General features: G+C 36.4%; 9 protein-coding genes. 6 read left to right on the top strand and 3 right to left on the bottom strand.

Annotated elements, in window-relative coordinates:
- Positions 1 to 42: 42 nt before the first annotated feature.
- Complete coding sequence (rpsO, locus tag EO244_RS03945; protein WP_129253151.1) at positions 43 to 312, top strand: 30S ribosomal protein S15; 270 nt, start codon at positions 43 to 45, stop codon at positions 310 to 312.
- A gap of 105 nt (positions 313 to 417) precedes the next feature.
- Positions 418 to 2,544, top strand: a complete 2,127-nt coding sequence (gene pnp, locus EO244_RS03940; RefSeq protein ID WP_129253149.1) for a polyribonucleotide nucleotidyltransferase — start codon at positions 418 to 420, stop codon at positions 2,542 to 2,544.
- 91 nt (positions 2,545 to 2,635) lie between these two features.
- On the opposite strand, the gene EO244_RS03935 is transcribed toward pnp, so the two are convergent.
- Complete coding sequence (locus EO244_RS03935) at positions 2,636 to 4,576, bottom strand: ABC-F family ATP-binding cassette domain-containing protein (protein WP_129253147.1); 1,941 nt, start codon at positions 4,574 to 4,576, stop codon at positions 2,636 to 2,638.
- A 194-nt stretch (positions 4,577 to 4,770) separates the two neighbouring features.
- Here EO244_RS03935 and rlmD point away from each other — a divergent pair, with 194 nt between their 5' ends.
- Entirely contained in the window at positions 4,771 to 6,180 is a 1,410-nt protein-coding gene (rlmD, locus tag EO244_RS03930) for a 23S rRNA (uracil(1939)-C(5))-methyltransferase RlmD (RefSeq protein WP_129253145.1), read from the top strand.
- A 42-nt stretch (positions 6,181 to 6,222) separates the two neighbouring features.
- On the opposite strand, the gene EO244_RS03925 is transcribed toward rlmD, so the two are convergent.
- Positions 6,223 to 8,676 (bottom strand): PAS domain S-box protein, encoded by a 2,454-nt coding sequence (locus tag EO244_RS03925; protein WP_129253143.1) that lies wholly within the window; start codon positions 8,674 to 8,676, stop codon positions 6,223 to 6,225.
- A gap of 211 nt (positions 8,677 to 8,887) precedes the next feature.
- On the opposite strand from EO244_RS03925, the gene EO244_RS03920 reads away from it, so the two are divergent.
- From EO244_RS03920 to EO244_RS03910, 3 genes are all read left to right on the top strand, one after another.
- The gene (locus tag EO244_RS03920) at positions 8,888 to 11,473 is read left to right on the top strand and encodes a S9 family peptidase (protein WP_129253141.1); all 2,586 of its coding nucleotides are present in this window, start codon (positions 8,888 to 8,890) and stop codon (positions 11,471 to 11,473) included.
- 172 nt (positions 11,474 to 11,645) lie between these two features.
- Positions 11,646 to 12,416, top strand: coding sequence for a peroxide stress protein YaaA (gene yaaA, locus EO244_RS03915; RefSeq protein WP_129253139.1), 771 nt, complete (start codon positions 11,646 to 11,648; stop codon positions 12,414 to 12,416).
- A gap of 117 nt (positions 12,417 to 12,533) precedes the next feature.
- Positions 12,534 to 13,244 (top strand): hypothetical protein, encoded by a 711-nt coding sequence (locus tag EO244_RS03910; protein ID WP_129253137.1) that lies wholly within the window; start codon positions 12,534 to 12,536, stop codon positions 13,242 to 13,244.
- 60 nt (positions 13,245 to 13,304) lie between these two features.
- On the opposite strand, the gene EO244_RS03905 is transcribed toward EO244_RS03910, so the two are convergent.
- A complete protein-coding gene (locus EO244_RS03905; protein ID WP_129253135.1) occupies positions 13,305 to 14,300 on the bottom strand; it encodes a PorP/SprF family type IX secretion system membrane protein in 996 nt (331 codons plus the stop codon).
- Between the last annotated feature and the right edge of the window lie 72 nt (positions 14,301 to 14,372).

Genomic DNA, 14,372 nt, shown 5'->3' with positions numbered 1-14,372 from the left:
CGAATTAATAGTTCAAACAAAAACAATTTAATTTTAAGTACTATGTATTTATCAGCAGAAAAAAAGCAAGAGCTTTTCGGAACATACGGAAAGTCTAATAAAGACACTGGGGCTGCAGAATCTCAGATCGCTTTATTTTCCTACCGTATCTCTCATTTAACTGAGCACCTTAAGAAAAATAGAAAAGATTACAGTACCCAACGTGCGCTGCAATTACTAGTAGGTAAACGAAGAAACCTATTGGATTACTTAAAAGCAAAAGATATCGAAAGATACCGTGCTATCATTAAAGCTTTAAATATTCGTCGATAATATTTATAATATTGGCAATCCTGAGAAATCAGGATTGCTTTTTTATTTAGGCACGGCAACATTTCGCCTTATCCAAATTATAAGTTTGAATAAAACTACAGAAAGATGAACGTAATCGAAAAAACAATTGAATTAGGTGATGGAAGGTCCATCACAATTGAAACAGGTAAGTTAGCCAAACAAGCTGATGGAGCTGTTGTAGTAAAAATGGGTAAGACCATGTTGTTAGCTACCGTAGTATCTGCCAAAAGCGCAAAGCAAGATGTTGACTTTATGCCTTTGTCTGTTGACTACAAAGAAAAATTTAGTGCACTAGGCCGTTTCCCTGGTGGATTTATGAAAAGAGAAGGTCGTCCTTCAGACTATGAAATTTTAGTATCACGTCTTGTGGACCGTGCTCTACGTCCACTATTCCCGGAAGATTACCATGCTGATACTTTCGTATCAATCAACCTAATCTCTGCGGATTCTGATATTTTACCAGATGCTCTTGCTGGTTTAGCTGCTTCTGCAGCTCTTGCAGTATCAGATATTCCATTTTTGGAACCTATTTCAGAAGTACGTGTAGGTCGTGTTGACGGTCAGATGATTATCAACCCAACTCGTACCGAATTAGAAGCTGCAGATCTTGATATGATCGTTGCTGCTACTATGGAAAATATTATGATGGTAGAAGGTGAGATGGATGAAGTTTCTGAAGCTGAAATGCTGGAAGCTATCAAATTCGCTCACGAAGCCATTAAGATTCAGTGTCAGGCTCAAATTGAGTTGACTGAAGCGGTTGGTAAAACTGTGAAAAGAGAATACTGTCACGAAGATAACGACGAAGAACTTCGTCAATTAATCGTTGATAAAACATATGCTAAGGTATTAGCTACAGCAAGATTACAAAACCCTAACAAGCACGAAAGATCAGATGCTTTTGCTGCTATTAAGGACGAGTTTATTGCAGAATACTCAGAAGGAAAAGAAGATTCTGAAATCAACATGACATTAATTAGTCGTTACTACCATGATGTTGAAAAAGATGCTGTAAGAGAAATGGTATTGGAAGATCGTGTACGTCTTGATGGTCGTAAAACAGATCAAATCCGTCCAATCTGGTCGGAAATTGACTACCTTCCAGGTGCTCATGGCTCTGCCGTATTTACACGTGGTGAAACACAATCATTAACTTCAGTAACTCTAGGTACTAAGCTTGATGAGAAAATGGTTGATGATGTATTGTACAGAGGAAAAGAGAAGTTTGTTCTTCACTACAACTTCCCTCCATTCTCAACGGGTGATGCTCGTGCGTCTCGTGGTATTAGCCGTCGTGAAGTGGGACACGGTAACCTGGCTTTCCGTGCTCTTAAAGGAATGATTCCTTCTGATTCTCCATATGCAATTCGTGTTGTTTCTGATATCCTTGAATCAAACGGTTCGTCTTCAATGGCAACAGTTTGTGCAGGAACTTTAGCATTGATGGATGCGGGTATTCAGATTAAGAAGCCGGTAACGGGTATCGCAATGGGATTGATTTCAACTGAAGGAGCTCAAAAATATGCTGTTCTTTCGGATATCTTAGGTGATGAAGATCACTTGGGTGATATGGACTTTAAAGTAACAGGTACCAGAGATGGTATTACTGCGACTCAAATGGATATTAAAGTTGATGGCCTTCCATACGAAGTATTGGCTCAGGCGTTAGAGCAAGCTCGCGCTGGTCGTCTTCACATTTTAGATAAAATTAGCGAAACCATTGAAGTTCCTAGAGAAGATCTTAAACCTCACGCTCCAAGAATTGTATCACTATCTATTCCTAAGGATATGATTGGTGCTGTAATCGGACCAGGTGGAAAGATTATTCAAGAAATTCAGGAAACCTCTGGTGCTGTAATCGTTATCGAGGAAATTGACGGAAAAGGTATCGTTGATATCTCAGCTGACAACAAAGAAGCAATTGATATTGCATTGGGTCGTATCAAAGGCATTACTGCTGTTCCTGAAGTGGGAACAGTTTACCAAGGAAAAGTAAAATCGATAGTTGCCTTTGGTGCTTTCGTAGAAGTTCTTCCTGGTAAAGATGGTTTACTTCACATTTCTGAAATCGAACACCGTCGTCTTAATACTGTTGACGAGGTATTGAAAGAAGGTGATGTTATCGAAGTGAAACTAATCGGTATCGATCCTAAAACAGGTAAATTGAAACTTTCAAGAAAAGTTTTACTACCTAAAGAAGAGAAAAACTAGAAATCTAGTTTACTATATAAGAAAAGCTCGATTCACATCGAGCTTTTTTTATATCTAATCGCCAAAACTGACTCTATACTGATCCTGGAATTTATTCTCCTTTTTCAAGAATTAGAGCTTCCAATTCTTCGTTTATATTTTCCCAATTGGACATCTCATCTTCAAGCTTCTTTTTAGCCTCATCGTAAGCTTTAAAAGTTTCCTGATCCTGATTCTTGGGATCGGCTAAAAGAGCTTCTATTTCTTCGATTTTTTCTTCGTATTCAGCAATCATTTCCTCGCTCTTGGCCACAGTTCTTTCGAGCTTTGAAATTTGCTTACTCATTTCTTTACGCTCAAGGTAGTTCAACTTGTTTTCTGAGGGAGCAACTTCCACTTTCTCTTCACGGGCAATTTGTTGTTTCCGATCAAGCTCTCTCATGCTGTCCATTTTCTTATTCTGAAGGAAAGAATAAATACCACCCAAATGCTCTTTTATAGTTTGGTTAGCAAACTCGTATACCTTCGAAGATAAGCCATCAAGGAATTCTCTATCGTGAGAAACAACAATAACAGTTCCATCAAATTTCAACAGAGCCTCTTTTAAAACATCTTTCGATTTCATATCGAGGTGATTCGTTGGCTCATCGAGCACAAGTAAGTTAACCGGTTCAAGCAGTAGACGAATCATTGCCAAACGAGAACGCTCACCTCCTGATAAGACCTTTACTTTTTTATCAATATCTTCTCCTCCAAACATGAAAGCTCCGAGAATATCGCGAATTTTTGTTCTCACATCTCCAACTGCAACATCATCAATGGTATCGAAAACCGTTTTTTCACCATCGAGTAACATTGCCTGATTTTGCGCAAAGTAGCCGATCTTCACATTGTGTCCAATTTTACAAACACCCGTATGATCCAGCTCTCCCATCAACACTTTTACCAAGGTTGATTTCCCTTCACCATTCTTACCAACAAAAGCTAATTTTTCGCCACGCTCTATTACAAATTCCAGATCCTTTAAAACCAAATGATCGCCATAGGATTTACTTAAATCTTTAACCTCACAAACCAAATCACCTGAACGTGGTGCCGGAGGAAATTTTAAATTCAACTTTGAATTATCAACCTCATCAATCTCAATACGATCAACCTTTTCAAGCTGTTTGATACGAGACTGAACCTGAACCGACTTGGTTGCTTTATATCGAAAACGCTCAATAAAATCCTCAGTGTCTTTTATCATCTTCTGCTGATTGAGATAGGCTTTCATCTGCTGTTCGCGACGCTCAGCATGTAAGGCGACATATTGAGAATAAGAGACTTTATAATCGTATATTTTTCCAACTGAAATCTCAACCGTACGGTTGGTGATATTATCAAGAAAGGCTCTATCGTGAGATACCAAAACTACAGCTCCGGGATAAGTCTTCAGAAAATCTTCCAACCACTGAATCGATTCAATATCCAAGTGATTTGTTGGCTCATCTAAAAGGAAAACATCAGGACGACGTAAGAGAATTTTAACAAGCTCAATACGCATACGCCAACCACCACTAAACTCGTTGGTTTGACGACTGAAATCGCTGCGAAGAAAGCCAAGACCAAGAAGCGTTCGTTCCGCTTCAGCTTGAATATTCTCTCCTCCCATCATATGAAATCGATCATTCTTTTCAGCCAACCGATTAATCAGTTTCATATAATCATCTGATTCGTAATCGGTACGCTCGCCAATTTCATTATTGATATTTGCAATTTCCTTTTCAAGCTCAATCACTTCTTCAAAAGCGGTTAAGGCTTCTTCTATCACAGTTCGTCCATCTTCATGCTTCATTTGCTGAGGCAAATAACCAATCTTAACCTCATTAGGAATACTAACCGTCCCTTTGGTGGCCTCTTGCTTACCAGCAAAAATTTTCAAAAGAGTTGATTTACCTGCACCATTTTTCCCAACCAATCCAATTCGGTCACGGGAATTAACGATAAAAGTAACATCCTTAAAAAGTGTAAAACCACCAAATTCTACAATGAGATTATTTATTGATATCATGGACAATGAAATGTTTATATGTTTGGGCGACAAAGATAATACGAAGTACGTAGATATTAGAATTCTAATGCCATTTAATCTTAGACAAACTTAGATTGCTGAAAATTATCAAACCATCACATCAACAGACCATCACGTCAACAACTCATGACTATTTTACTATCTTTGCAGCCAAATCTTAAAAGAAATACAAAGTGGGACGTAATAGAAACAAAAAACCCTTACTGGAAAACATTGAAATTGTAAAGTTAGCAGCCGAAGGAAAGGCCATTGCTAAGGTTGATGAAAAAGTTGTGTTTGTAACCAACGTGATACCTGGCGATGTTGTGGATGTACAGGTGACAAAAAAACGTAAAAGTTATATGGAAGGGCACCCTGTTGTATTTCACAAGTATTCTGACTTGAGAGTGGATGCTTTTTGCGAACATTTTGGTGTTTGCGGCGGATGTAAATGGCAAAATTTACCTTATGAAGAACAACTGAATTTTAAACAACAGGAAGTTCTTGACAACTTAAGCCGAATTGGTAAAATCGAGTTACCTAAAGCGAACCCTATTTTGCCTTCTGCCAAAACCGAATTCTACCGCAACAAACTGGAGTTCACATTCTCAAATAAGCGTTACCTAACTTTTGATGAAATCAACAGCGATGCTGATATTGCACGAACTCCGGCACTCGGATTTCACGTGCCTCGTCTTTTTGATAAGGTTGTTGATATCAACAAGTGTCATCTGCAAGCTGATCCTTCAAATGCGATTCGTTTAGCCGTAAAAGAGTATGCTTTCGCGAATGATTTGAGTTTCTTCGATATTCGTGCTCAGGAGGGATTTCTTCGTACACTTGTTGTTCGAACATCAACAACTGGTGACATTATGGTTATCGTTGTTTTCTATCATGAAGATGTTGAGAAACGTGAAGGTCTTATGGCTCACTTAGCTGAGAAATTCCCTGAAATTAGCTCACTGATGTATATCATTAACGAAAAAGCGAACGATTCGTTTACCGATCAGGAGGTTATTTTATACAAAGGTGAGGATCATATTTTTGAAAAGATGGAGGATTTGAGATTCAAAATTGGTCCCAAATCATTCTACCAAACCAATTCAGAACAAGCATACGAACTATACAGCAAAACTCGTGAGTTTGCAAACATCCAAAAAGACGAAGTTGTTTATGACCTGTACACAGGGACAGGAACCATTGCCAACTTTGTTGCTCGTCAGGCAAAAAAAGTAATTGGTATAGAATACGTACCAGAGGCAATTGAAGATGCAAAACTGAATTCAGAAATTAACGGTATTGATAACACGGTTTTCTTCGCAGGAGATATGAAAGATGTGCTAAATGCTGATTTTATTGCTGAACACGGTCATCCGGATATGATGATTGTAGATCCTCCAAGAGCCGGAATGCATGCTGATGTTGTAGAAACCATATTACAAGCTGCACCAAATCGAATTGTTTATGTCAGTTGCAACTCTGCCACTCAGGCTCGCGATTTACAAATGATGGATCACGCTTATAAAGTTACAAAAGTTCAAGCCGTAGATATGTTCCCCCACACACATCATGTGGAGAATATCGTGCTAATGGAAAAACGATAAATATTGAAAAGCCGAAACTTTGACGTTTCGGCTTTTTAAATTTTAGCTTAAGTGTTCATGCTCATTTTTATCAACATTGGGAATCGTAAATATAAATTTAGCCCCTTTACCAACTTCCGATTCAATCCAAATTTCGCCTCCCAACAAAGTCACAATTTCCTTAGAAAGAGCTAAACCCAGACCCGTTCCACCAAATTCCCGTGTCGAATAATCATCCACCTGACGAAAGCGCTCAAACACTTTTGTGTGGTTCTCAGCTGCAATTCCAATTCCTGTATCCTTAACAGATAATACCAACATATTATTATTACATTCCGCCGCCAACACAATGCCGCCTTTTTCGGTAAATTTTATCGCATTCTGAATCAGGATATCAAACACCTGACGAATGCGTTTTTTATCACTCCTCACTAAAGATTGACAATCGCAATCCCAATGCAGATTAAGCTTCTTGTTTGCTATATCCTTTGCGTAATAATTAACGATTTCATTTAATAAATCATTAACTCTAAAGCTGGAATATTTGACACTCATCTCTCCTGCTTCAATCACTGACAGTTTTAGAATCCCATCCATCATAGTCAACAATTGATTACCTGAAGATTCTACAAAAGCACCATACTCTTTTCGCTCTTTATCCGAAATATCATCAGATAACATAAGATTTGTAAAGCCCATTATGCCATTTAGAGGGGTTCGCAATTCATGACTTAAATTTGCAAGGAATAAACTCTTTAGCATATCGCTTTCTTCGGCCTTAAGTTTGGATTGCAATAACTGATTCTCCAGACGTTTTCTCTCAGTAATATCCTCGCCCATCTTAATAAAATTGACGATTTCATTTTTTGCATTTTTGATGGGAGCTATTGTTGCTGATTCCCAATAAAAACTGCCATCCTTTTTCTTATTATAAAACTCCCCTTTCCACTTACGACCTGATAAAATCGTACGCCATATTTTTGAGTATGTTTTTTTTGAAAATTTTCCGGATTTAAGTATACTTGGGTTTTGCCCAATCATCTCATCAACTGAGTAACCGGTATACTCACAAAGCTTAGCATTGCAATATGAAATATTCCCGCTAATATCGGTCATCATAATAGCAACCGGGCTTTGCTCTACAACCATCGATAAGCGATTAACCTTTTCTAATGCCAAACATCTGTCCGTCACATCATGAATAACCGAATGCAATAAGGTTTTACCATCCGAGATAAGTGTCCCTGTATAAACCTCAACATCCCGAACATCACCCGATGCCAAGCGATGCTTCAATTGAAAATGATTCTTTTTTTTCTTTACTGCCAAATCTATTTCATGTTGAAGTGCTTCTTTGGTCATATTATTAATATCAATCATCTTCATACTCAATAAATCCTTCTTGGGAAACCCATAAAATTTTATTGCTGAAGCGTTGGCATCAACAATACTGCTATCCTTAGGATCGACAAGCATCATTACTGTATTACTGTGATTGAATAATGTCTTATATTTCTTCTCGCTATCAATTAACCTTTGCTTTACGATAACATGTTCCGAAATATCATGGAATGAAAAAGCAAAAACATTCTCTTCGATTAAAAAAGCACTCACAGAAAAATACTTACCCAAAGGTGAATAATATGATTCAAAATTGATTGGTATTTTCTTTTTAAAAACCTGATCAAAATTGGAAATCCAAATCGCATCTGTTTTGGGAAAAACTTCTAATAGAGTCTTACCAATTATTTCTTCTTTTTTATGTCCAATCAGTTCCTCATTTCTGGTATTCATATCCAAATACCTGGCATCACACAAATTACCATTCTGGTCAAAAATAGGTTCATAAACAACCAAGCCAGAATTCATAGATGAAAAAAGAGCTTTGTACTTATTATCTTCCTCCATCAGGTCAATACTCATTGCAGTCGTATAGGTATTTGAATTTTTATAATATTCTTTTTGTCTATTAGGTTCAATATTTACCATTGTTCTCTCAACTTGAGACAGATGATCAAGCTGATCAGAACTAATATGATCTACCTTATTTTTTGCTCCTTCATATGAGTAATAGGCAGCAATATCCAACTCTACAATTTCTTTAAGTTTGATGAGAAATTCTTGAATCTGTTTTGTAAAATGGTTCTCCTTTTTATCCAGAGTACAAATTGTTCCAAAAACGTCTCCATTAGGATACATTAGAGGAAACCCCAGATAAGCAATCATCCCCAGTTTTACATCAGGATTATCAACCCAATCGAGATCAGTAAGAGCGTTAGCGACCAATAAGCTAGACTCACTTTTGACTACTGTTTCACAATAAAGTCCAGCCATCTTTTCAGAATCTCCAACTCGATAAGGATTTTCAGGATTTATGCTCCTCGCAAAAACCTCCATTGAATCCTCATTGGCATGCATAATAAGTGTTGCTGGCAAATTAAAGGTTAAACTTAATAAGTCTAATAATTCTTGCCATTTTGTAAAGATAAATTCAGGAAAAAGAAGATCACCACCCATTGCTTGTCAATATGAAAGTTAAGTATCAGAATTTGTCAATATTGTCTAAGATAATAAAATAAACAATCATAATAAAAATCAATTTGCATTTCAGTTTTACATTTCCAATCTAACAAGTGTAAATAAAAACTAATAAAGTCTAGAATAAGTCCTTTTATATAGCTCGTTAAATTTGTAATATTGAAGTCTCAACTATGCTAAAAATAAACATATGAACAAATTCCTTTCAATTCTGACACTCATTGTCTTCTTTAACTTAAGTCTTAGAGCTGAGAAAAGAACAGACAAAAAAACGATTATCCTGAAAGATTGGTTGCAAACTGAAGCGGTTGCAATTAATCTTCCGGCCTTTAATAACAGTCCGGATATCGATGGCCAAACCTTCCATTTGAAGGCATTAATACAAGAGAATTATCTCAATAAACAAGAATTAAAACCATCGGTAAATGAAGTTTTAGTCTGGAACAATTCCAATCTGAAATGGAATAAAGCGGCTCTCTCTAAAAAAGAGGATCTTAATGCTCGTGGGAAAGCCAATAGCCTATCCTATTTTGTATCCTATATTAGTGTTGAACAATGGGCAAAAGCTAAACTGATTATCAACACTTTTCCAATGCTTGAAATGTATTTGGATGGGAAAAAAATAGCTTCACACTACGAAGCAGAAAGTGAAAAAGCGAAGGAAATCACTTCAGATATTACTTTGGAACCAGGCAAGCATTGCATTCTGATCAAAGTCCTGTCTCAAAGCAAAAAAAACAGCTTCAATGTAAAACTACAAGCAGAAAAAGCATGGTCAACTAAAGACTTTACTTTCTCAACAAACCCGGAACATTTCATCACAATCAACAATGTGCTTGACGGGACAAAAGTGACTTCAACCCAGTTGTCTGCCAATGGACAGCTTGCCTTAATTTCTTATTCAAGAACACTCCCTCCATCAGACGAGACTGAACATTGGAAAGAGATTACAGACATCAATAGTCATCATATTATTCACTCATTTAGAGGAACAAATCTGGATGGTATCAAGTGGCTACCTAAGGGAAATCAAATTTCTTACACCAAGAACTATAATAACAAAACATCTATTTTCTTGTTCGATTTGGATAGGGGAACCGAAAAAGAGATCGCAAATAATATAGATGATTTTGAAGATTACACTTGGACACCTGATGCTAAAACCATCATCTACTCTGAAGCAAAAGACCACTCTAAAGAATGGAAAATCAGAAAAATACAAGGTATGGAAGATCGTCTTCCCGGATTTAGATATCGCAGTTTCCTGTTTAAGCTAGACGTAAATAGTGGCGTAAAACAAAGATTAACTTTTGGAAATCTTTCGACTCAATTAAACGATATCAGCTCAAACAGCAAGCATATTCTTTTTTCACAATCGAGACCAGACTATAATGAATACCCATACAGCAAACAAAACCTTTATCAAATGAATCTGGAAACTTTTAAGGTCGATACCATCTGGAAAGATAAATTGTTTGGCGGTTCGGCACTCTATTCTCCCGATGACAGCCAGATTTTGGTACAAGGCGGCCCATCCTGTTTTGGGAAATTGGGTGAGAATATTGGGAAACAGAAGCTAGCAAACAATTACGATGGGCAGTTGTATATTATGGATTTAAAAACAAATCATGTTACTCCCATCACATATCATTTCAATCCCGCTGTCGGGACCACTGTTTGGAACAAGAAGGATGGTAATATTTACTTTACGGCAAACGATAAAGATTACGTTCGCTTATTTAAATATACCATAAACGCTCAGTCATTTACCAAACTAAACATCAGTAGCGATGTGGTTAAAAGTTTTGACATTTCAAACGACGGCTCAACACTATCCTATATTGGCTGCGGGATATCAAATCCATACAAAGCATACACTTATGATTTAGCAAAAGAAGAATCAACAAAACTATCTGATCCGGAAAAGACAAAATTCGAAAAAGTTAAATTCGGGAAAACTGAGGATTGGAATTTCACGAAGGAAAATGGAAAAACAATTATTGGACGCGTTTATTATCCTCCAAATTTCGACGCGAATAAAAAGTACCCAATGATTGTCAACTATTACGCAGGAACCGTTCCTGTTGAACGCAGTTTTGGTGGACGATACCCTCTGAATTTATATGCAGCCATGGGCTATGTTGTTTACTTACTGCAACCCAGCGGAGCAACAGGTTTCGGACAAGAATTCTCTGCTGAACACCAAAACAATTGGGGCATTACCACTGCCGATGAGATTATTGAGGGAACAAAAAAATTCGTTACATCTCACCCATTTATAAATGCGGATAAAATTGGCTGTATTGGTGCCTCATATGGTGGATTTATGACCATGTTATTACAAACCAGAACAGATATTTTTGCTGCAGCTATTTCGCATGCTGGCATTAGCGATATTACCTCATATTGGGGAGAAGGCTACTGGGGATACACCTACAGTGTTAATGCCGCAGGAAAATCATTCCCGTGGAGTCACCGTAAATTATTTGTTGATCAAAGTCCTTTATTCGGTGCCGATAAAGTAACAACTCCTATGTTGCTTATTCACGGCAGTGTCGACACAAATGTGCCTCTTGGCGAAAGTATTCAAATGTATCAAGCCTTAAAACTGTTGGGTAAAGAGGTCGATTTTGTTCAGGTTAAGAATCAAAATCATCAGATTTTAAACTACACACAACGCATTTTATGGAACAATACCATTTTTGCATACTTTGCCAAACACCTAAAAGATCAAGAGGAATGGTGGAATGCCTTATATCCTGATCAGAATCTCTAATCCGAGACACATTTAATCGTTAATTTTTAAGCAGATGCCCGTCATCTGCTTTTTTTATACAAGTCGATCAAATCGCTTATAAACACGAACAATATTCATATCAAAAAACTCAATTAGTTTATATCTATCAAATCACATATCTTAGATTCATCATATCAAAAAAAAGCAACATATGTTAATCCTTATATCACCGGCAAAGTCTCTGGATTTTGAAACCAAAAGCACGAGTCAAAACTTTACCGAATCTGTGTTCCTAAAGGAATCTCAGGCTTTAATTAAACAGCTCCGCAAACTCTCTCCTGATGAAATTGCCGATTTTATGGATATCAGTCCAAAATTGGCTCAATTAAACTTCGAACGTTTTTTGAGCTGGCAATTGCCATTCGATATGAATAATGCCAAACAGGCTATTCTTGCTTTTAAAGGTGATGTATACACAGGTATTGATGCTGAAAGCTTGAGTGAAGAAGAACTACAAACGGCTCAGGAAAATCTAAGGATTTTATCCGGGCTTTATGGCGTTCTAAAACCACTTGATCTGATTCAAGCCTATCGTCTTGAAATGGGTAAAAAACTTCAAACAAATAAAGGAAATAATTTATACGAATTTTGGGGAGATAAAATCACCAATGAAATCAATAAAACACTCCAAGAAAAAGAAGATCGATACTTAATAAATTTAGCTTCCAACGAATATTTTAAATCCGTAAACAAAAAAAAGATTAAAGCCGAAATTATTACCCCCATTTTTAAAGACTTTAAAAATGGGCAATACAAAGTCATTAGCTTCTTCGCCAAAAAGGCTCGTGGACTAATGACACGTTTTATAATTCAAAATCAACTTACCGATCCCGAACACCTGAAAGCATTCAATTCCGAAGGTTATATTTTCAATCCGAATCTTTCAAAAAATAATGAGTTGGTCTTCACAAGAGAACAATAAAAAAAGACTTTGAGTTCTTGTTTTTTCTTCGATTTTTTCATAAGTTTAGAGGAGTACTAGTAACAAACTGTAACAATTGTTTTCAACGAATAAAGTACCACTAAATCCCTCTTATATATGACTGAATCGACTGAAATTAAATACGGAAGCCTTATAAAAGAAGAAGCTTTTGAGCTTATAGAAGGTGCTGTACTTCCTAATACCTTCGTGCTGGAATCTAAAAATCCTTTCCCTGGATTTTATGAGTATTACGACAATTTACAGAAGGATATTACACCTCATTACATCTATCTGGTAACAGATAAAAAATATGATCTGGAGCAATTTACCCGGGTCACTCAGAAGATTATGGCAGATACACACAAAAAGTATCATGCTGCATTGGGAACAATTACAATTTTCAATACCGTTTATTACGTTATTAGAGTTCGACACATAGAACAATATGCAGATATTAAAGAACTACAAGCCTATTACGTATCTTTAGGTATTAACTTTAAAGATAAACCTTCGAAATTTGATCATGAAACCGGAATTACTCGCCTAAATAAATTTTTCTCTTTAGAAAAAGTTGAGGATGATTATTATTTCGATAGTGTAGAAGCAAATCACGGCTATTTTAAAATACCAAAATACCTTTCCTGGAGCGAATTTGAGCAACTTACAAAGCAAGTAAAGTATAATATGGACCTGCTGCATTTTGATGCTTCAATTGGCTTTATTTACGACTATTTCAAAGCTATTGACATCATTCGTATTTATGCTGAAAATTTAAGCCTGGATATGCTTAAACAAATCAGAAAAAAATATATTGAACGAATCAAATAAATCAATTTTCACAGGAAATAATAAAGGAGCAAACTCAATTGAATTTGCTCCTTTATTATTTTAGAATTGAGGGTACCTAACCCGATTAGGTCGACGCCTTTTTTTTCTCTTTTCAAAAGCAAGAGGAAATGAAAACGATAACTCATGTGCTCCCGTATTTGTTTGCACCAATTTGGTTATTGTATAATCAAAACTATAAGCCAGTTTAAACCGATCAGTAACAATACCTGCCATCAGAATAACAGCATCGTAATTCAACTGAAAATTTTGATTGAACCAAAATCCAAAAACCAAAGAGCTCTTACTTATATACATCCCATAGTTCATTTGGGTAAACTCCCCTTGTTTTTGAAACAACAGAGCTGGTGATAAAACCAAACCATTACCTCGTGTTTGCCCAGATAATGCAAATTCGGCTCCTGCATGAAAGGTGTATTTCGCATTCAGCTGATCATCCTCAAAATCATCAAAACTAAGGTTAGGCTGATTGACATGACTGGCAGCTGCACCAAAATAATAGTTATTATAATAGGCCATTATACCCACTGAAAAATCCATCCCATTCCAGCTTCTGTTACTAGGATCTCCAGAAACATTATGAAAAATATCCCCCAGATTCCCATAAATAGGATCAACTTGATCAGGAAAAACCAAATTTTTAAAATCTAATTTCTTTTGAATTACAGAAGCTTGAATTGCAGGACGAAATACCAAGTCATCATTTATACGCAAAAAAAATGAATAAGCACCTGAAAATGTAGTTGTTTTAATAGCTCCATCACCCTGGTCATCCTGCATCACTAAAAAACCTAAACCACCATTTAAACCGGAGAAAAAATTATCATATGAAACACTATAAGAAACATATGGGTAATCCAGATTCGGCCACTGGTTACGATAATTTAAACTCATATTAGCATGATCAGAAGAACCTGCCAAAGCTGGATTTAGATATAATTTGTTTGCATAGAATTGAGAAAAACGAATATCCTGAGCACGACCTACTAAGCTTATTCCAAAAACAAAAAAGATAATAGAAAATATAAGCTTATTCATGTATTTATTAAATTATTATGTGTTATTCTCTTTGAATGATCAGTGTTTACTGACTACAAAAAGAACAATTAT

The sequence above is a fragment of the Ancylomarina salipaludis genome, assembly GCF_004122035.1.
Taxonomy (GTDB): domain Bacteria; phylum Bacteroidota; class Bacteroidia; order Bacteroidales; family Marinifilaceae; genus Ancylomarina; species Ancylomarina salipaludis.
This window is presented reverse-complemented; position numbering and strand designations above follow the sequence as displayed.